Genomic DNA, 19,250 nt, shown 5'->3' on the forward strand with positions numbered 1-19,250 from the left:
TCAAGTACGGAATTGCTGTCATTTTATATTGGCTGCTTTTGTTGTTATACAAAAATAGGAGGCGAAATCTCCTGTTTGCGAGCTGCCGCAGCAGCTGCCGGTAATAACGTGCTGTAGTAGGCATCAGATGCTTGAAGCTCCAAATCAGCTACTGGATGGCTGTTATCTTTTAACTGCGTGAAGAGCGGCACCTCAAGCTGTTTCTTTTTAGAAGACAAAAATGCGCGACCTGCTTTACTCATCCCCAAAATGCGAATGTAAGGCAGCTCTTTATTATCCAGCCATTCGGTAATGAGCTCCTTATGTGAATTTGTCAAAAGGTGCACACAAACGCGCTGAAGCCTTGTCCACGTATAACGTTTTGTTTTGACATGAGCTAGGAACTGTTGAAAACTTACGGATTGCTGGATGTATCGCTTGAACCGATATTCCAGACCTTCGTCCATCCCTTGAATAGTTCGCAGCACCTCAGGCGTATGGGTCAAAATCAGATACCGCAGCAATGGAAAATAGTCTTCCCAGCTGTGAAGCTGCTTTATATCCTGCAAGGCGGCGTAAGTAGATTCCGGCACAGCTTGTTTTATGTTCTCTGTTTGATTACGCAGACGAGCAGACCGTATTGAAGTTGCGCTTGCAATCGGACCAGTGATGGATTGGTCATGGTAGTCTGCTTTTATGCGAGGAATGGTATCTACATGTATGTTTGCGTGCAGCTGCTCAGCTGCACGCAAGTAAGCGAACCCGAGAATATTGTTTGGACTTTGCAAATCTAAAGTTGAATTTATGCCAATATTTTCATATGCAGCCCTGCTTGCCTCTGGGTACGATAAACCTTGTTCGAGCGACTGTTTCAAGATTTCGTCAAATACGCCTTTCTTCGCTCTGCGCTTTAGCTGTGCTTGATGAAAAGCATTGATAGTGCCATCTTCAGAACCAAACACGAGGTGGTCAGCGCCTAATGCATCTAAGATGGCCACAGCACCTTTTGCAAATAAATCGGCATGCTGGACCGCATAAAGGAAAGGAAGTTCTACAACCAGATCCACGCCAGCTTGCAGAGCAGCTTCTGTGCGGCTGAACTTATCTAAAATGGCCGGTTCACCCCGCTGCATAAAATTACCGCTCATTACTGCAATCATGCAGTCGCTTTCGGTTAATTTACGAGCTTCCTGTATATGATAAACATGACCATTATGTAATGGATTGTATTCAACGACAATACCGCATGACCTCATGAGGGACCTCCTTTTTGTGGATGGTTTTTCGCTTTCTAGTGATGTCTAGCTCCGAAAGCCAGGAGCTGCGCCGTAAGTGATAAATCCCTGCGAGTGGAAAACGCCGACTCCGGGCTTTCTCGCTTACCGCTTCGTTTCTAAACGGTTTTCTACGCTTTTCTAGTGTGTTAATATGAATATAGGCTAATTATTGCCTTGCTGTAAAGAAAATATATTGACAAAGCTCCTGTTTTTTTTTACAATTACTTTTGTTGCCATGAGGTGAATTAACGTGAAAATTCCGGTTCAAAAGCTTAAAGCTAAAGGTCTTGAACCTTTCGAATTTACAGAGCAAGTGGATGTGTCTGACATCCAGGGCAAGAATGATATTCGTCGTATTGATCCGGTGAAGGTCAGCGGTCAGGCGACTTCTTATGGTAACGACATTACTGTTAAGTTTGCGATAGATGGTGAGATGATCTTGCCGTGTGCGCGTACTTTGGCAGATGTGCCGTATGAATTCCATATTGATGCGACTGAACTGTTTACTTTGTCTCCTTATGCAAGCGCGGATGACGAGTCGGAAATTCATCCAGTTGATGGAGAACTGCTTGACTTGAAACCGTATATAGAGGAAAATATTCTCTTGGATGTTCCTTTCCGTGTTTTCTCCGATGATGAAGAGGTATTAGATAATGCCGTCAAACAAGGAGAAGGCTGGCAGGTTGCCAGTGAGGATGCACAGCAGGACAAGATCGATCCGAGGCTTGAGAAGCTGCAGGCTCTCTTGAAGAAGGACGACGAATAAGCATGTGAATGATTGAAGGAGGTGTAGGACAGTGGCAGTACCTAAAAGAAGAACTTCTAAAAAAGTTAAAAATCAACGCCGTACACACAAAAAATTGCATGTACCAGGAATGGTAGAATGCTCTAACTGTGGCGAACTTGCAAAACCACACCACGTTTGCAGATCTTGCGGACATTATGATGGCAAAGCAGTGGTTGAAGCGTAAAAACAAAAAAACACCTATCGTCAGATGATGATAGGTGTTTTTTATATTCTATCTACTTTTTTCTAGTCTAGCATTTTTCCCTCTTGCATACATTGATAGCAGGATAGAAGAGGGGGGAAGCTTGTGAAAAGTACAAGGCAGGATGCATGGACTGACAAAGAAGATGTGCTATTAGCAAATACAGTGCTGGATTATATTCAGGAAGGTAAAACACAGCTGGATGCATTTCGGGATGTTGCGGTGAAGCTTAACCGGACGGGTGCAGCTTGCGGCTTTCGTTGGAATGCCTCACTTCGGCAATATTATCAAACTGATATTGAGATAGCCAAACAAAATAGGAAGCAGCAAAGTGCAGAACCAACGCCAGAGGCTGCCCCGAAGAAGGCAGGAAAGGATTCTGTCAGTTTGGAAGCTGCGATTGATTTGTTAGAAAAAGTGAAACAAAATTTTCATGTTCCCAATAAGCAGCCTGATGAAGAGCTGCGCACACTGCAGATAGAGAATGCGAAGCTTAAAGATCAGCTTAAACGGTACCAAGATGCATGCATCGAGATGGAAAAGCTATGTCGATGGGTGATTGAGGAAGCGGAGACAAAATAAAAAGCCCAAAGGGGCTTTTTTATTTTGTCGGCTGCCAAGTCATCACAGTCAAGTTATCTTCTTTTTTGCCCGTCTCTTTGAAATAACACTGCTGCCAGAAGGATTCCGAATTAACACGTGCTTTCGTACGTACGGGTTTCGTAAAGGATTGCACAAACTCAACTAGGGAAGAGCCCAGTCTTTTTCCTTGGTATGCTGGCAGTACTTCAAGTTTGGTAATCTCCACGTATCCTTTTGGCGGATAAAATGTGTTATCTTTTTGTTCGCTTACGAAAGTGAGTGCCATTCTTGCGGCAAGCTGCTCATCCATATAAATACCGTAAAAAAGCGTATCATCGTCACTCTCAATTAAGCTGAGCTGAAATTCATCGAACATTGAAAGCTCTGCATTCCCCTGCGCTGCAAAGCGTTCAAAATCCTCCGCTGTTTTGTAGTTCACTGGCAATTTTTCCACTTTAGCTACTGTCATACAGATTCCCCTCTCCGTATTAAAAAAATTCGCTAGGTGCTTATGCATTCAGCATATATGAAAACGTTTCCAAATTCAAGCGTTATATTTCTTATATCCTTTTGGCAGCTACCTTGCTAAAATAAACAATTAGGTATGTGACAAACGGGGGGACGGAGATGAGAATCACTGTAATCGGTGCAGGTGCAATCGGACTGCTTGCAGCTGCAAAACTCAGCAGCACCCATGAGGTGCTGCTTTTGACGAGAACAAACGAACAAGCCGAGTTAATTTCTTCAAAAGGGATATGCCTGGATGAAGAAACAATACATATAAACGCTATACCATTAAATGAATTGAATACTGTGCAATCAACGGATTTATATATTATCTGTACAAAACAATACGACGTAAAGTCTGTATGGGATAAACTGGTCTCCCATGCAGCAGCGCCTGTATTGTTTCTTCAAAATGGAATGGCTCATACGGATATGCTGCTGTCTGCCGTGTTTGATTATCCAATCGTTGTCGGTTCTGTGGAGCAGGGTGCCGTACGGGTAGATCAGCAGCGTGTGCTGCATACCGGAAAAGCAGTAATCCGTCTGGCAAACCTAACGGGCAACAGCGCTGAAATGCTTGTACAGCATTTACATGACCCGAACTTCCCTTTTATATTTGAGAAGGACTGGCATCGTATGCTTGGAAGAAAAATGATTGCCAATGCAGTGATTAACCCTTTGACGGCTATATATCGTGTGAAAAACGGGGAGCTGCTTGATTGTCCTGCGTTCTGTGTGATAGCGCAGAAATTATGTGAAGAAGCAGCGGAAGCACTGGATTTCGAGTTTGCGGAACAGTGGGAATATGTACGTCGAATTATCATGGCCACCAAAGACAATCGTTCCTCCATGTTAAAAGACATCGAAGCAGGCAGACAGACCGAAGTGGAATCCATCTCAGGATATGTGCAAAAGCATGCTAGGCGAGCCGTTCCTTATACGGATTTTGTCTACTATAGTATACTTGGACTTACAAGACAGCAAGAAAGGACTAGCTTATGACGCATTTTATCGCTTACCTTCTGGCGGCAGCCATTACAGTACCACCGCTTGCAACTTGGATATACTTTCTTATCGTTCGCAAGTTCATTCGGAAAAGACGGAATGCTTTCCTGCATACGGTGCAAACGACAGCCGTGTTTTACATCGTTTCTGTTATAATCATGTTGCAAATCATTTTACAGCAAGCTGTCATCGGATATATGATAGGATTTCTTGCAGTACTGTTTATGCTAATCGTATTTATGCATTACAAATACCGAGGAGAGATTGTTTTCAAGCATATTTGGCGTATGTTTCTGCGCATTTGCTTCCTAATGTTTGCTCCGCTGTATGTACTGCTGCTCGTAGCAGGCATTATCGTTACATTCATCAGGCAATAATACATATAATATAACTGTTAATTTAAACAAAGGAGTACTTAATATGGTAATACAACCAATGAGACTGGAGAGTCCGAATAAATTGGTGGCCGATTATCGGGCAGAGCATCCTTCTGTTATAGATAAATTCGATTACGCACCATTTCGCCAGGATAGCTATAAAGCCCGGCAGCAAGAGTTAAAAGAACGCAGCTTTCCGCGAGGAGAACTAGCTGATTTGCTGTATAAACGAAATAAAGAGTGGGGTGCTGATGAGAAGGCGCTTCACAATACGGAAGCCTTAATGGACCCTAATACCGTTACGGTAGTTGGCGGTCAGCAGGCAGGCCTATTCACAGGTCCGTTATTGACGCTGCATAAGATCACTTCTATTATTGCACTTGCTGCACAGCAGAGTGAACAGCTTGGAACCAAAGTTATTCCGGTATTTTGGATTGCCGGAGAAGATCATGATGTTGAAGAAATCAACCATATTTATCTTCCGAAACAACATAAATTACATAAATTCAAATGGAAGCAGCATCTCACACAAAAAGTGGCGGCTTCTGATGTGGTGCTTGATAAAGAGCTTATGCATAGCTTTCTGCAGGAAGTGATCGCTGCTTTACCAGAAACAGCTGATACAAAGGATATCCACAAAATTGTTAGCGACTTGCTGGACCAATCGGAAACTTTTGTCGACTTCTTTGCGAGACTTATCCACCATCTTTATCGAGATTCCGGTCTGATTTTGCTGGATTCCGGTGATAAACAGCTTCGCCGGATAGAAGGGCCGTTTTTCCAGGAGCTGATCAAAAAACAGCAGGAAATAAGTGCAGGGGTGTATAACACCGCACAAGAACTGCAGCAGCAAGGCTATTCAAATACGTTAGGACCGGAAATAGAGGATGCTAATCTCTTCTGTTATATTGATGGCGAAAGAACCCTTTTGATTCGTGATGAGGAAGGCAAATGGCGCGGGAAAGCTGATGAAGCAGTCTTTACCGAGGACGAGATGCTGCAAATGGCAGAAGCTGAGCCGGCACGACTTAGTAATAATGTGGTAACACGTCCGCTTATGCAGGACTACCTGCTGCCAGTTCTAGCTTTTATCGCTGGTCCCGGAGAGATTTCTTATTGGTCGAATTTGCAAGCTGGCTTCCATGCCGTCGGTTTTAAAATGCCGCCGATAATGCCGCGACTGTCGTTTACGATGCTGGACAGTAAGACAGAAAAACTGCTGCATCGCTATCAGCTGAATAAGGAAAAAGCAATCGCAGGCGGAGTAAATGCCGAAAAGCTTCAGTACTTAGCCGCGCAGCAGCAGCCTCCGCTCGCTGTTTTATCACAGCAAGTCAAACAAGCAATGGCTGACTTGCATATGCCGCTTCGCCAAAGTGCTGCTGCCATTGCCGATGATCTCGGTCGGCTTGCAGATAAAAATCTGCTTCATTTGGAAGAAGATATTGATTTCCTTGTAGGCCGAATGGAAGCTAGGATTAAAGAGCAGCACCACGTAGCGCTGTCGCATTTTGATCATTTGCAAGCTGCACTGCATCCTGAACAGGGGCTGCAGGAGCGGACGTTGAACCTATTTGCAATCTGGAATACTTCCGGAGTGGGGATTTGGCGTGAATTATGGCAGAAAAACTATGATTTTACTACAGAACATTATATTGTTTCGGTATGATGACACAGGAAGCGTGTTTGGTCGACGACCAGGCACGTTTTTTTGTGCAGTTAACTCCGAAAAACCGCTAAGAACGGGAGAAAATGCTAGTAAAAAGTGTGAATATTGAGGTGGTGAAATGTGGGGGGATGTGGTACTATGAAAATGGAAAGTGGGGGCGGAGTCTATGTTCATGGGGGAATACCAGCATACGGTCGATACGAAAGGACGTATTATCGTGCCTGCAAAGTTCCGTGAGGACTTAGGTGAGCGGTTTGTGCTTACGCGCGGATTGGACCAATGTTTGTTTGGTTACCCTATGGAGGAATGGAGACTCTTAGAAGAAAAACTAAAAAAGCTGCCATTGACCAAAAAGGATGCCCGGGCATTCACACGCTTCTTCTTTTCAGGAGCAGTGGAATGCGAGCTTGATAAGCAGGGGAGGATTAATATTCCTGCACCGCTCCGGAAATATGCAAAGCTGGAGAAGGACGTTGCCATTATCGGCGTGTCTGGACGGATTGAATTCTGGGCGGAGAGCGAATGGAATTCCTATTTCGATGAATCTGAAGAATCTTTTGCTGAAATTGCTGAGAATATGCTTGATTTCGATATTTGATGGCAGCCGAAAGGATGTAGAGCTTGTTTGAACATTATAGTGTGCTGAACAGAGAGACAATTGAAGGACTCGCTGTGAAGCCAGAAGGTACATATGTCGATTGCACCCTAGGCGGAGGCGGTCACTCGGAAGTGATTTTGAAGCAGCTGTCTGATAAAGGAAAGCTGTATGCGTTTGATCAGGACAAGCAAGCCATAGAGGCCACATCGGCGAGGTTGGCAGAATACAGCGATCGAATTGAATATATCCAAGCGAACTTTCGTGATTTGAAAAGTGAGCTGGAAGCAAGAGGTGTGACAGAAGTAGACGGGGTTGTATTTGACCTTGGCGTTTCTTCACCACAGCTAGACCAGGCAGAGAGAGGATTCAGCTATCAGCACGATGCCCCGCTGGACATGCGCATGAACCAGCATCAGGCGCTGTCTGCCTACGAGGTGGTCAATACGTGGTCTTACGAGCAGCTTGTACGGATTTTCTTCCGCTATGGCGAAGAGAAATTCTCCAAGCAAGTTGCAAGAAAAATAGAGAACAGACGAGAAGTGAAACCAATTGAATCAACCTTTGAACTTGTAGAAGTGATCAAGGAAGCCATTCCTGCACCTGCAAGACGAAAAGGCGGCCATCCGGCCAAACGGATTTTCCAAGCGATCCGAATTGCAGTCAATGATGAACTGCAATCATTTCGGGATGCACTGCAGCAAACTGCTGAAATTGTAGCAATTGGGGGCAGGGTGTCTGTTATTACCTTCCACTCATTGGAAGACAGAATGTGCAAGCAAGCGTTTAAAGCTTGGAGTACGCCGCTTCCTGTACCGCGTAATATCCCTATATTACCGGAGGACAGTAAGGCACCATTTGCTCTTGTTACGAGAAAGCCGATTGTTGCAAGTGAGTCGGAACTAGAAGATAACAGAAGATCTCGTTCCGCAAAACTCCGCGTGGCAGAGAAAATAAAACCGTGGAGTTCAAAATTTGAATTCTAGTACAGGGGAGGAATAAGCTTGAGTGCAGAAAGAGCTAGAAGCTGGCAGCAAGGCAGTCCGGCGCAAAGACCGCAGCAGCAGCCGAAACGACAAGTAAAAGTAAAAGTTCAGAAAAAGACGTGGATAACGCCAGGAGAGAAGGTTCTCTATGCATTCTTTGGCTTCATCATCTTGGCTGCGGCAGCTTATTTCGTAACTTTCGCAGCATCTACGTACAACGTCAATAGTGACTTGGAAGCACTTGAATCCAAAATCGATCGCCAGCAGGTTGCCAACAAAGACCTCACATATGAAGTGAAGGAATTGAGCAAACCGGAACGCATCATTGATATCGCGCGTGATGCTGGCTTGAAGGTGCAGAGCACGAAAGTAAAAGAGGCAAATAAAGTCTCTGAATAAGCGAGGTTGTTATCACTATGAAAAAGAACAAGACGACACAAAAGATGGCGATTACGCTTTTATCTATCTTTTCCGTGCTCTTTCTTGTCTTAGCTGGACGCTTCTTATTCATCCAAGCCTCTGGGGAAGTGGCAGGGAATAATTTAATAGAGTATGCGGCAGATAAACGAACCGATGCGTATAAGCTAGAAGCAACGCGTGGGAAAATTTTAGACCGCAATGGAATGGAGTTGGCGTACGATCAGCCAACTTATTCTATTTATGCCATCGTTACAGAAAAGTATTCCACAGATAAAGATAATCCAATTCATGTGACCGATGTAGACAAAACTGCTGAAGAGATTGCTCCCATAATAGGAGCAAATGCTGCTGATATAAAGGAACGTCTGCAGAAGGGCATCGATGACGATTTATGGCAAGTAGAATTTGGCGCTGCAGGAAGCGGTCTATCTCAAGATCAAAAGAAAAAGATTGAAAAACTTGATTTGCCGGGCATCCAGTTTACAGAAGAAGCGAAGCGCTTCTATCCGAATGGAACGTTTGCTTCCCAAATCATCGGATTGGCCCAGCGAAAAGATGGCGTCATTACGGGACTGACTGGAATTGAACAGCAGCTCAATGATCAGCTCGCCGGCAAAGACGGCAAGATTTCCTACGAGCGTGATGGGTATGGAACAAAATTAATCAATCCGAATGAACAAGTGCAGGCTGCTCATGATGGAGATAAAGTCTACTTGACGATAGATCAGAAAATCCAAACATTGCTGGAAGACACCCTCACGCAAGTGGATAAAAAGTACAACCCGAAAAAAGTCAGTGCCATCGTCATGAATCCGAAAACCGGAGAAATTGTCGCGATGAGCAACCGGCCCAGCTATGACCCGAACAATCCGGAAAATGTCGAAAACTGGTATAACGATAGCATCTCCAATCCCATGGAGCCTGGCTCTACAATGAAGATGTTCACGGTAGCATCTGCGATAGAGGAAGGGAAATGGAATCCGGATGAAAAATATATGTCAGGTACGTACAAAGTGGATAGTACAACAACAATTAGCGACTGGAACAGTGGAAAAGGCTGGGATTCAATCTCTTATTTAGAAGGAATGCAGCGATCATCTAACGTCATGGTAGCGAATATCGTGGATAAGAAGATTGGTGAAGATACCTTCTTGGAATATCTGAAAAAATTCAATTTTGACCAAAAGACGGGCATTGACCTGCCGGGAGAAGTACCTGGTACGATTTTGTACAACTACCAGTCTGAGAAAATTAGCACCTCGTTCGGACAAGGTACAACGGCAACACCAATTCAAATGATCACAGCCGCTACGGCGATTGCTAATGACGGTAAGATGGTAACGCCGCATATTATCGACAAAATCGTCGATCCGGATACGGACAAAGTTGTTGAACAGAAAAAAACAGAAGTACAAGGCAACCCAATTTCCAAGGAAACGGCAGATGAGACGCTGAAGATACTCGAGTCAGTGGTTACCTCCGAGCATGGAACTGGAAAGCCGTATAAACTGGACGATTATAGTGTGGCAGGAAAAACTGGAACGGCACAGATTCCGTCACCTAATGGCGGCTATATGAGTGGAAAGGGAAATTATCTATTTTCCTTCTTGGGCATGGCTCCGGCAGATGATCCAGAATTAGTGATGTATGTGTCTGTGCTGCAGCCTGAATTGGAAGCGAGCGAATTAGACTCTGCACCTACTTCGTTTATTTTTAAAAACGTGATGGAAAATGCCCTGCATTATATGGATATCAGTCCTGATCAGACGAGCAATCAGGAAGATATTACAGAAAAACGGGTTCCTAATATTGACGGCATGTCCACTCGGGCAACAAAGAAAGCGCTCGAAAACGCTGGCATGGATGTTGTCGTAATAGGTAACGGAGAAGATGTTGCCAAAACGAGTGTAGATGATGAAGAGAAAGTGATTGAAGGGCAGCGTGCGATTATTGTAACTGATCAACCGACGATGCCAGATATTACGGGCTGGTCGATGCGAGAAGTATTGGAATTAAGTGAACTGCTGGAGCTTGATATTGAGACAATCGACAGCGGGTATGCGAAGTTACAAAGCATCAAAAAAGGCACAAAACTGAATAAAAACGACTACCTTGCTGTCGAATTTTCGACGTAAGGTCTACGAACAGTGGTCTATCTGTTTGCGTACCGTCATAACATGGATACAAGCCTACCTTTGTGTAAGAGGGAGAGATTTGTATGAAGAGAGTATCCAATGTTACGATGCGCAAGCGGTTAGTCACTGTTTTTATTTTGGCTTTTATCGTGTTCCTTATCATCGGAATCCGATTGGCATATGTCCAGTTTGTGCTTGGCAAAGACTTAGTGGACAAAGCAGAGGATTCCTGGAGCCGAAATATTACGTTTGAACCGGAAAGAGGAAGAATTTTAGACCGAAATGGGGATGTGCTGGCGGAGAATGTGTCGGCGCCAACTGTCATGGTCGTTCCGCGTCAAATTAAAGATCCTGAGGAAGCAGCGACGAAACTTTCCCAAATCCTTGGGATGGAAAAGGACAAGGCCTTGCAGCATGTAACGAAAAAAGCATCCATTGAGAGAATTCATCCAGAAGGACGGAAAATAACAGAAAAGCAGGCAGAAGCAATTCAGGCACTGAACATGGAAGGTGTTTATATCGCCAAAGATTCCAAACGTCACTATCCGAACGGTGATTATTTATCTCATGTGCTTGGCTTCAGCGGTATCGACAACCAAGGCTTAATGGGACTGGAAGCATATTATGATGAAGAATTAAGCGGAGAAGCAGGCAGTCTGTCCTTCTTCTCTGATGCCAAAGGACATCGACTGGAGGATATGGCAGATGTTTATCAGCCGCCAACTGATGGCCAAGATCTGCAGCTGACCATTGATTCGGATATCCAGACGATAGTGGAGCGTGAACTCAACAACGCGGAAGCAAAGTATAATCCAGACGGTGCTATTGCGTTGGCAGTTGATCCGGACAATGGCGAAATTTTGGCAATGTCTTCCCGACCGTCATTTGATCCAGAGAAATACAAAGAAACGGACCCAGACACATATAACCGAAACTTGCCGATTTGGAGTTCGTATGAGCCTGGAAGTACGTTCAAAATTATTACCCTTGCGGCAGCTTTGGAAGAAAAAGTAGTCGACCTGGAGGAAGACCATTTTCACGATACCGGTTCGATAAAAGTAGATGGTGCCACACTGCATTGCTGGAAGCGAGGCGGACACGGTGACCAGACGTATTTGGAAGTTGTGCAAAATTCTTGTAACCCAGGTTTCGTGTCATTAGGTCAAAAGCTCGGAACTGACCGCTTGTTTTCGTATATTAAGAATTTCGGATTTGGAGAAAAGACAGGCATTGATTTGCAAGGGGAAGGAAAAGGGATACTCTTTAACCCAGAAAAAATTGGCGCAGTAGAAACAGCAACTACTGCTTTCGGTCAAGGAGTTTCCGTTACGCCTATCCAGCAAGTGATGGGTGTATCAGCGGCAATCAATGGCGGATATTTGTATCAGCCGCATATTGCCGACTCATGGAAAAACCCTGTAACAAATGAGACAGAAACGGCAACGGAGACGGTAATGAAGCGACGCGTTGTATCAGAAGACACGTCCGAACAGGTCCGCTTAGCTTTGGAAACCGTTGTGGCGAAGGGGACAGGGCGTGGTGCTTATCGCGAAGGCTTCCGTATTGGCGGCAAGACGGGGACAGCACAAAAAGTTGGTACCAATGGCCAATACATGGATAACAACTATATCCTTTCCTTCATTGGATTTGCACCGGCAAATGATCCGGAAATTGTTGTTTATCTTGCTATTGATAACCCGAAAAACACCATTCAATTCGGTGGTAAGGTAGCTGCACCAATTGTTGGTGATATCTTGGAAGACAGCTTGCGTTCTATGGGAGTAGAGCCGCAGACTGACGGCCTTGAGAAATCGTACAGCTGGCCAGAGGAACCGCCATTGGAAGCACCAAACTTCATTGGTATGAAAAAACGGGAACTGACGGAATATTACACAACGCTGCAATTAGAAGTAAGCGGTTCTGGTGAGTATATAATTGATCAAGAGCCAAAAGCAGGTACAAAGGTGGAGGCAGGATCTACAGTACGGCTGTATTTGTCGGAAAACCCGCCGGAATAAATCGGATGAACCATTCCTGCAGACATAAATTCTGGTATAATGATGTTTGGTATAAAATCAAGACTAGTATAATAAGGTCTTTTGGCAAGCACCTTATAAAATCAAACATCTTTTCGTAAGGATAAATGAAGGACGTGGCAATTTTGAAACTGGCAGCACTATTATCCGCACTGCCATTCTATGAACCGCAGGCGGAACATGAACAAATCAACATTAACGGCTTGACGATTGATTCACGCAATGTCGAATCTGGCAATCTATTTATTTGTATAAACGGAGCACTTGTCGATGGACATCGATTTGCAGGTCAAGCAGAGAAACAAGGAGCAGCAGCAATTCTCGCGGAACGTCCGCTTGATGTGAACGTACCTGTTATTATTGTCAAAGACACGCTTCGTGCTTCAGCTGCATTGGCAACTTGTTTTTATGAACACCCATCAAAAGAGATGCGTGTCGTAGGGATTACGGGCACCAATGGAAAAACGAGCATGACTTACTTGCTGGAAAGTATCTTCCGAGCTAATGCGGAGGCGACTGGCGTTATAGGCACGATTCAGATGAAAATCAAAGAGGAAGCCTATCCGGTAAAAAATACAACACCTGATGCACTATTCCTGCAGAAAGGTTTCCGGCAAATGGTTGAGGAAGGGGTAGATACGGCAGTCATAGAAGTATCTTCCCATGCTTTGGATATGGGGCGGGTACACGGAACTGATTTTGATGTTGCTGTATTTACGAATTTGTCTCAAGACCATTTGGATTATCACAATAGCTTTGAGGACTATTTCCATGCGAAGAGTTTGTTATTCTCCCAGCTTGGCAATACATTCGACCCGAATAAGCCGAAATATGCGGTTATCAATACAGACGATCGTTATGCAGACGCTTTAATTAAGTCGACGGCACAGCCAGTTTGCAGCTATGGGATTGAAAAGAAAGCAGATATTATGGCGACTGACATTGAACTTGCAGCCAATGGTACTTCTTTCCGCTTGCACACGCCTAAAGGCGAAGCGACAATCCACAGCAAATTGATGGGCAAATTCAACGTATACAACATGCTGGCAGCAGTCGGTGCAGCACTATGCAGCGGCGTGCCTTTTGAAACAATTTGCAGGGCTTTGCGTGAGACTACTGGAGTAGCAGGACGATTCGAACCAGTTGCGGCTGGCCAGCGTTTTGGCGTTATCGTCGATTATGCGCATACGCCTGATTCACTGGAAAATGTACTGACTACGATAAAATCATTCGTGAAGGGTAAGATAATTACAGTAGTAGGCTGCGGCGGGGACCGTGATAAAACAAAACGTCCGTTAATGGCCGGAACCGCTGTACTATATTCCGACACAGCTATCTTTACAGCCGATAATCCGCGGACAGAGGATCCACATGCGATTATAGAAGATATGATTGCTGAGTTAGACGAGAAATCATATGTTGTCGTGCCGGAACGGGCGGAAGCAATTAAGCGTGCGGTAGAGCTTGCAGAAGCGGACGATATTGTTCTTATTGCCGGAAAAGGCCATGAGACATATCAAATCGTAGGGGACCAAGTACTGGACTTCGATGATCGCCTGGTTGCTGCGGAAGCAATAAAACGAGCGGGGTTAGGAGAATAACGATGCTATTTTCAAGTGAGTTTCTATATGGTTTATTCCCTGATGCAACGAAGCAGCAGGAATTTGCAATCAGTCAAGTTAATACCGATAGCAGAATGGATGCGCCAGGCAGCTTATTCATTCCGATTCGCGGGGAGCGTTTTGACGCCCATAACTTTATCGAACAGGCAATAGCACAAGGGGCATCTGCAGCATTGTGGGACCGTTCTGTACCGGTCCCGCAGGCAGCTTCTGACATTGTGCTCTTTCTTGTTGATGACACACTGGAAGCTTTGCAGAAACTGGCACAGGCTCACCGAGAAGCGGTTAATCCAATTGTGGTAGGTATAACTGGTTCGAATGGTAAAACAACGACGAAAGACCTTGTAACAAGTGTATTAAGTGAGAAATATGAAGTGCTCGCGACAAAGGGGAATTTCAACAATCATATCGGTTTACCTCTAACAGTTCTGTCCATGCAGCCATCTTGTGAAGTGCTCGTATTGGAAATGGGCATGAGTAACTTTGGAGAGATTGAGTTATTGTCCCGCATTGCACAGCCGGACTATGCCATCATTACAAATATTGGGGAATCTCATATCGAATTTCTCGGTTCCAGAGAAGGTATTGCCAAGGCGAAAAGTGAGATAACTGCCGGAATGGGAGAAAAGTCAATATTGATCATTGATGGAGACGAGCCATTACTAGATTTCCATCACGAAAAAGAACATACCGTAACATGCGGTTTTGGAGAACAGAATACGCAGAAATTGGTAATTGAACAGACAGGTGATAGCGCAACTGTTTTTTCCGTTAACGGCGAAAGTTATTCATTTTCCTTGCTCGGTACGCATAATGTACGAAATGCGGGCTATGCAATTGTACTCGGCACACAGCTTGGCGTGAGCAAGAATAAAATCCAACAGGCCATACAAACTCCGGCAATGACCGGGATGCGGATGGAACTGCTGGAAGGAAAAAATGGAAGCAAAATTATTAATGATGCGTATAACGCCTCGCCAACGTCCATGAAAGCTGCAATCCAGACAATACAGGAGCTTCCGTATGAAAGAAAAATTCTTGTGCTTGGGGATATTTACGAAATTGGCTCCGAATCGAAACGCTACCATCGTGAAATTGCCGATGTTATTACTGAAAAATCGGCTTATGTTTTCACAATTGGGGAAGATGCTGAAGAAATTTCAGCAGCAATAACAAATCAAACTATTCAAAGTGCCCACTTTCCTGATAAAGCTTCCTTAGCAGAAGCACTTCTGCCGCTGCTGCAGGAAGATACAATTGTGCTGCTCAAGGCATCCCGCGGTATGAAGCTGGAATCCATACTTGACACAATTGGCATTATGGAAGAAAATTAATAGCTGGTATTTAGAAACGCCAAAACAGATGCTTTTTCGTGCATCTTGAAATGATTGGACGGGTGCTTTTTTAAAGGAGGAAACAACAATGAACGTGGCACTATTACTTGTGACAATTGCGGTAGCATTCATCGTCACCGTCCTTATTTCTCCAATAGTCATACCATTTCTACGCAGATTGAAATTCGGTCAGAGTATTCGTGAGGAAGGACCTAAATCTCATATGAAAAAGTCGGGTACACCGACAATGGGCGGCGTGATGATTATCATCAGCATTGTCGTCTCAACATGGATCATGCATGCAATCGGAGGCATTCAGATTAGCTTAGAAACATGGCTTCTTCTGTTTGTGCTAGTCGGATATGGCTTGCTTGGATTCCTGGATGATTACATCAAAGTTGCAATGAAGCGCAACCTTGGGCTGACATCCAAACAAAAGATGCTTGGACAAATTATTATTGCAATCGTTTTTTATGCATTGCTTCGCTACAATGATTTCGGTACTTACATACAAATTCCCGGAACGTCGATTCAATGGGACCTAGGCTGGGGTTATTTCTTCTTAATCCTTGTTATGCTGGTTGGCGCATCCAATGCAGTCAACTTGACCGATGGACTGGACGGACTGCTTGCAGGTACCGCAGCAATTGCTTTCGGAGCATTTGCTGTTGTCGCGTATTATGATGTACAACAAACGCAGGTGACGGTATTTGCTTTGGCAGTTGTCGGGGCTTTACTTGGATTCCTTGTGTTTAATGCACACCCTGCGAAAGTCTTTATGGGAGACACAGGCTCACTAGGGCTTGGCGGTGCGATTGCTGCGGTTGCCATTCTGACGAAAATGGAGATTCTGCTAATCGTTATTGGCGGTGTGTTTGTCATCGAAACACTTTCTGTCATGATACAGGTAATCTCATTTAAGACAACAGGTAAACGGGTCTTTAAGATGAGCCCGCTTCACCACCATTATGAATTATCTGGATGGTCTGAATGGCGTGTTGTTACTACTTTCTGGGCTGTCGGATTATTATTCGCTGTCATCGGCGTGTATATGAAGGTGGGATTATAATGCGAGATTTTGAGACGCATTTCCCGTATAAGCGCGTTCTTGTGCTTGGTTTGGCAAAAAGCGGCTTCGCAGCTGCCAGTACCTTGCTGGCGCATGGGCGCAGTGTACGCGTTAGTGATCTAAATGCTTCCAATCAGGATGAATTAGTAACCATTCTGGAGCAAAAGGGAGCAGAAGTGAAGCTTGGTGCGCAGGAAATTGACCTCCTCGATGGTATGGATGTTCTTATCAAGAATCCGGGTATCCGTTATGAAAATCTAATTGTACAGACAGCGATGGAACGAAATATTCCGGTATTGACGGAGGTAGAACTGGCTGGCTTGCTTCACAAGGGAACACTTGTCGGGATAACTGGTTCGAACGGTAAAACGACAACAACAACACTTGCATATGAAATGCTTAAAGAAAGTCAAGTGCGTACATATGTAGCAGGCAATATCGGCACGGCAGCATCAGAAGTGGCGGACAAAACAACCGAAGATGATCGGCTTGTTTTGGAGCTCTCCTCTTTCCAGCTGCAAGGGATTGATCAATTCAGACCTCATATTGCCGTCATGCTGAATATTTTTGAGGCTCACTTAGATTACCATCATTCTTTAGAGAATTATGAACAAGCGAAGGCAAATATTTTCCGTAATCAAGATGCGGGAGATTATCTTGTTTATAATGCAGAGGATGAGCGTTTGCAGCATATTGTCAAAGACGCAAAAGCGACGCTTGTTCCCTTCTCTGGTTCCAGACAGCTTGCGAACGGAGCTTGGTATGATGAGACACATGTCTATTTTAAAGACGAAGCCGTGGCGGCTATCGAAGATATTCTGCTTGTAGGCGGGCATCAGCTGGAAAATATTCTTGCAGCAGTAGCTGCTGCAAAGCTTGCTGGAGCTACAAACGATGGCATTCAGCACGTACTGAAAACTTTCTCAGGTGTAGAACATCGACTGCAGTATATTAAGCATCTGAACGGCAGAGCTTTTTACAATGATTCCAAGGCTACCAATATATTGGCTACGTCTAAAGCTTTATCATCATTTGAGCAGCCGACGATTCTGCTTGCCGGCGGATTGGATCGCGGTAATACGTTTGAGACACTTGTCCCATTCATGGAACATGTGAAAGCTTTAGTTGTATTTGGTGAAACAGCTGAAAAACTGCGGGAAACTGCTTATCTGGCAGGTATAGAGCTTATTGAGTATGTGAACGACGTAAAAGAAGCAGCGGAAGCCGCTTATCGTCTTTCGGAGAGCGGCGATGTGATCCTTCTTTCACCTGCATGCGCAAGCTGGGATCAGTACAGAACATTTGAAGAAAGAGGAAACATGTTTGTAGAAGCGGTGCATACATTAGAGTAGGGGCTTGTCCTGCTCAGCCGCTTCGCTGCATGCGGACCCCCAATTCCAATCAAGGAAATGGGGTTTTTCTTTGCGTAAAAGTAATCTTCCAAAGACGGACTGGCTGTTGCTATTCTCTATTGGTGGCTTGCTGACAGTCGGTATCATTATGGTTTACAGTGCTTCAGCAATTTGGGCGGGCTATAAATTCGATGACAGTTTCTTCTTTGCCAAGCGACAGCTGTTGTTTGCCGGAGTAGGGCTGGCTGCAATGCTGCTCATCTCCAGGGTGCATTACGAGAATTGGCGCCGATATGCAAAAGTACTTCTGCTCATTTGTTTCCTTTTGCTTATCGCGGTGCTCATACCTGGTATCGGGATGGTGCGAGGCGGAGCTCGAAGCTGGATTGGAATTGGGGCATTCAGTATTCAGCCTTCCGAATTTACGAAGCTTGGCTTGATCATCTACCTAGCCGTCTATTTATCAGCCAAACAGAAGTATATTACTTCCTTAAAGCAAGGATTTCTTCCCTCGCTGCTGCTCGTCTTTACCGCATTCGGAATGATTATGCTCCAGCCTGACTTGGGGACAGGCGTAGTCCTAGTGCTCACTTGTATGGTGATGATTCTTGTCAGTGGTGCTAGAATTTCCCACTTTGTCGGACTAGGTGTGCTGGGAGTAGGAGCTTTTGCAGCCTTAATCTTGTCAGCTCCATATCGGATTAAGCGTATAACCGCTTTCTTGGATCCTTGGGAAGATCCGCTGGGAGAAGGATTCCAAATCATTCAATCGCTGTATGCTATTGGACCTGGCGGGCTTATGGGGCTAGGCTTGGGAAACAGTTTGCAAAAATTCTTTTATTTACCCGAACCGCAGACGGATTTTATTTTTGCTATATTGGCCGAAGAACTTGGTTTCATCGGCGGTGCTGGTGTGATGCTTTTATTCCTGCTGTTTTTATGGCGGGGCATTCAAGTTGCGCTTCGTGCACCTGATGGATTCAGCAGTCTGCTGGCATTGGGAATAACAGGGATGATTGCCATCCAGGCAATGATCAACATCAGCGTCGTAACCGGGTTGATTCCTGTTACCGGTATTACCCTTCCATTTTTAAGTTACGGCGGATCCTCGCTGACACTGACCTTGAGTTCTGTCGGGATACTATTGAATGTCAGCCGGTATAGTAAGCTTTAAGCAATAGCCTTTTCTTTCAAATTCGTTTTAAAGACTGCTGTATAATCCCAGCAGTCGTTTGTTTTAACAAATGCGTGCCTTAAGCAAGAGAGCTTTTTCCTTTATAAATGAGTAAAGCATTAAATTTAAAATATTTGCACAA

General features: G+C 44.7%; 18 protein-coding genes. 16 read left to right on the forward strand and 2 right to left on the reverse strand.

Features of this window, described 5'->3' with window-relative positions:
* Positions 1 to 44 precede the first annotated feature (44 nt).
* On the reverse strand, positions 45 to 1,235 hold the full coding sequence (locus CRO17_RS05710; protein ID WP_097040242.1) for a nucleotidyltransferase: 1,191 nt from the start codon (positions 1,233 to 1,235) through the stop codon (positions 45 to 47).
* 271 nt (positions 1,236 to 1,506) lie between these two features.
* Here CRO17_RS05710 and CRO17_RS05715 point away from each other — a divergent pair, with 271 nt between their 5' ends.
* The 3 genes from CRO17_RS05715 to CRO17_RS05725 all read left to right on the forward strand — a co-directional run bounded on the left by CRO17_RS05715 (position 1,507) and on the right by CRO17_RS05725 (position 2,827).
* Positions 1,507 to 2,022 (forward strand): YceD family protein, encoded by a 516-nt coding sequence (locus CRO17_RS05715; RefSeq protein WP_097040245.1) that lies wholly within the window; start codon positions 1,507 to 1,509, stop codon positions 2,020 to 2,022.
* A gap of 31 nt (positions 2,023 to 2,053) precedes the next feature.
* Positions 2,054 to 2,227, forward strand: coding sequence for a 50S ribosomal protein L32 (gene rpmF / locus CRO17_RS05720; protein ID WP_077309792.1), 174 nt, complete (start codon positions 2,054 to 2,056; stop codon positions 2,225 to 2,227).
* 123 nt (positions 2,228 to 2,350) lie between these two features.
* Complete coding sequence (locus CRO17_RS05725; protein ID WP_097040247.1) at positions 2,351 to 2,827, forward strand: RsfA family transcriptional regulator; 477 nt, start codon at positions 2,351 to 2,353, stop codon at positions 2,825 to 2,827.
* A gap of 19 nt (positions 2,828 to 2,846) precedes the next feature.
* Here the strand turns inward: CRO17_RS05725 and CRO17_RS05730 are convergent, their stop codons facing one another.
* Positions 2,847 to 3,296 carry a GNAT family N-acetyltransferase gene (locus CRO17_RS05730; RefSeq protein WP_179636868.1) on the reverse strand — a complete coding sequence of 150 codons (450 nt, stop codon included), beginning with the start codon at positions 3,294 to 3,296 and terminating at the stop codon, positions 2,847 to 2,849.
* 158 nt (positions 3,297 to 3,454) lie between these two features.
* Between CRO17_RS05730 and CRO17_RS05735 the strand changes: the two genes are divergently transcribed.
* The 13 genes from CRO17_RS05735 to spoVE all read left to right on the forward strand — a co-directional run bounded on the left by CRO17_RS05735 (position 3,455) and on the right by spoVE (position 19,108).
* Positions 3,455 to 4,336 carry a 2-dehydropantoate 2-reductase gene (locus tag CRO17_RS05735; RefSeq protein ID WP_097040251.1) on the forward strand — a complete coding sequence of 294 codons (882 nt, stop codon included), beginning with the start codon at positions 3,455 to 3,457 and terminating at the stop codon, positions 4,334 to 4,336.
* Positions 4,333 to 4,716, forward strand: coding sequence for a DUF3397 domain-containing protein (locus CRO17_RS05740; protein WP_097040253.1), 384 nt, complete (start codon positions 4,333 to 4,335; stop codon positions 4,714 to 4,716). The genes CRO17_RS05735 and CRO17_RS05740 overlap by 4 nt, the downstream gene beginning before the upstream one ends.
* A gap of 43 nt (positions 4,717 to 4,759) precedes the next feature.
* A complete protein-coding gene (gene bshC / locus CRO17_RS05745; protein ID WP_097040255.1) occupies positions 4,760 to 6,385 on the forward strand; it encodes a bacillithiol biosynthesis cysteine-adding enzyme BshC in 1,626 nt (541 codons plus the stop codon).
* 166 nt (positions 6,386 to 6,551) lie between these two features.
* The gene (mraZ, locus tag CRO17_RS05750) at positions 6,552 to 6,983 is read left to right on the forward strand and encodes a division/cell wall cluster transcriptional repressor MraZ (protein WP_097040257.1); all 432 of its coding nucleotides are present in this window, start codon (positions 6,552 to 6,554) and stop codon (positions 6,981 to 6,983) included.
* A 23-nt stretch (positions 6,984 to 7,006) separates the two neighbouring features.
* Positions 7,007 to 7,966, forward strand: coding sequence for a 16S rRNA (cytosine(1402)-N(4))-methyltransferase RsmH (gene rsmH, locus CRO17_RS05755; RefSeq protein ID WP_097040259.1), 960 nt, complete (start codon positions 7,007 to 7,009; stop codon positions 7,964 to 7,966).
* Positions 7,967 to 7,984: 18 nt separating this feature from the next.
* A complete protein-coding gene (gene ftsL, locus CRO17_RS05760) occupies positions 7,985 to 8,365 on the forward strand; it encodes a cell division protein FtsL (RefSeq protein WP_179636870.1) in 381 nt (126 codons plus the stop codon).
* A 17-nt stretch (positions 8,366 to 8,382) separates the two neighbouring features.
* Positions 8,383 to 10,521, forward strand: a complete 2,139-nt coding sequence (locus CRO17_RS05765) for a penicillin-binding transpeptidase domain-containing protein (RefSeq protein ID WP_097040263.1) — start codon at positions 8,383 to 8,385, stop codon at positions 10,519 to 10,521.
* Positions 10,522 to 10,604: 83 nt separating this feature from the next.
* Positions 10,605 to 12,539 carry a stage V sporulation protein D gene (locus CRO17_RS05770; RefSeq protein WP_097040266.1) on the forward strand — a complete coding sequence of 645 codons (1,935 nt, stop codon included), beginning with the start codon at positions 10,605 to 10,607 and terminating at the stop codon, positions 12,537 to 12,539.
* 143 nt (positions 12,540 to 12,682) lie between these two features.
* Positions 12,683 to 14,158 carry a UDP-N-acetylmuramoyl-L-alanyl-D-glutamate--2,6-diaminopimelate ligase gene (locus tag CRO17_RS05775; RefSeq protein WP_097041906.1) on the forward strand — a complete coding sequence of 492 codons (1,476 nt, stop codon included), beginning with the start codon at positions 12,683 to 12,685 and terminating at the stop codon, positions 14,156 to 14,158.
* Positions 14,159 to 14,160: 2 nt separating this feature from the next.
* The gene (locus CRO17_RS05780; RefSeq protein ID WP_097040268.1) at positions 14,161 to 15,513 is read left to right on the forward strand and encodes a UDP-N-acetylmuramoyl-tripeptide--D-alanyl-D-alanine ligase; all 1,353 of its coding nucleotides are present in this window, start codon (positions 14,161 to 14,163) and stop codon (positions 15,511 to 15,513) included.
* Positions 15,514 to 15,601: 88 nt separating this feature from the next.
* Positions 15,602 to 16,582 carry a phospho-N-acetylmuramoyl-pentapeptide-transferase gene (mraY, locus tag CRO17_RS05785; RefSeq protein ID WP_097040271.1) on the forward strand — a complete coding sequence of 327 codons (981 nt, stop codon included), beginning with the start codon at positions 15,602 to 15,604 and terminating at the stop codon, positions 16,580 to 16,582.
* Complete coding sequence (gene murD / locus CRO17_RS05790; protein ID WP_097040273.1) at positions 16,582 to 17,934, forward strand: UDP-N-acetylmuramoyl-L-alanine--D-glutamate ligase; 1,353 nt, start codon at positions 16,582 to 16,584, stop codon at positions 17,932 to 17,934. Before mraY ends, murD begins: the two co-directional genes overlap by 1 nt.
* Before the next feature lie 70 nt (positions 17,935 to 18,004).
* Positions 18,005 to 19,108 carry a stage V sporulation protein E gene (gene spoVE, locus CRO17_RS05795; protein WP_097040275.1) on the forward strand — a complete coding sequence of 368 codons (1,104 nt, stop codon included), beginning with the start codon at positions 18,005 to 18,007 and terminating at the stop codon, positions 19,106 to 19,108.
* Positions 19,109 to 19,250: the final 142 nt, after the last annotated feature.

Origin of the sequence: Terribacillus aidingensis (assembly GCF_900215625.1) — a bacterium.
Classification (GTDB): Bacteria; Bacillota; Bacilli; order Bacillales; family Amphibacillaceae; genus Terribacillus; species Terribacillus aidingensis.

Coding starts and splice junctions, on each gene's coding strand:
- CRO17_RS05710 (WP_097040242.1), bottom strand. CDS start 1,235: ATGAGGTCATGCGGTATTGTCGTTGAATACAATCCATTACATAATGGT.
- CRO17_RS05730 (WP_179636868.1), bottom strand. CDS start 3,296: ATGACAGTAGCTAAAGTGGAAAAATTGCCAGTGAACTACAAAACAGCG.
- CRO17_RS05735 (WP_097040251.1), top strand. CDS start 3,455: ATGAGAATCACTGTAATCGGTGCAGGTGCAATCGGACTGCTTGCAGCT.
- CRO17_RS05740 (WP_097040253.1), top strand. CDS start 4,333: ATGACGCATTTTATCGCTTACCTTCTGGCGGCAGCCATTACAGTACCA.
- bshC (WP_097040255.1), top strand. CDS start 4,760: ATGGTAATACAACCAATGAGACTGGAGAGTCCGAATAAATTGGTGGCC.
- mraZ (WP_097040257.1), top strand. CDS start 6,552: ATGTTCATGGGGGAATACCAGCATACGGTCGATACGAAAGGACGTATT.
- CRO17_RS05765 (WP_097040263.1), top strand. CDS start 8,383: ATGAAAAAGAACAAGACGACACAAAAGATGGCGATTACGCTTTTATCT.
- CRO17_RS05770 (WP_097040266.1), top strand. CDS start 10,605: ATGAAGAGAGTATCCAATGTTACGATGCGCAAGCGGTTAGTCACTGTT.
- CRO17_RS05780 (WP_097040268.1), top strand. CDS start 14,161: ATGCTATTTTCAAGTGAGTTTCTATATGGTTTATTCCCTGATGCAACG.
- mraY (WP_097040271.1), top strand. CDS start 15,602: ATGAACGTGGCACTATTACTTGTGACAATTGCGGTAGCATTCATCGTC.
- murD (WP_097040273.1), top strand. CDS start 16,582: ATGCGAGATTTTGAGACGCATTTCCCGTATAAGCGCGTTCTTGTGCTT.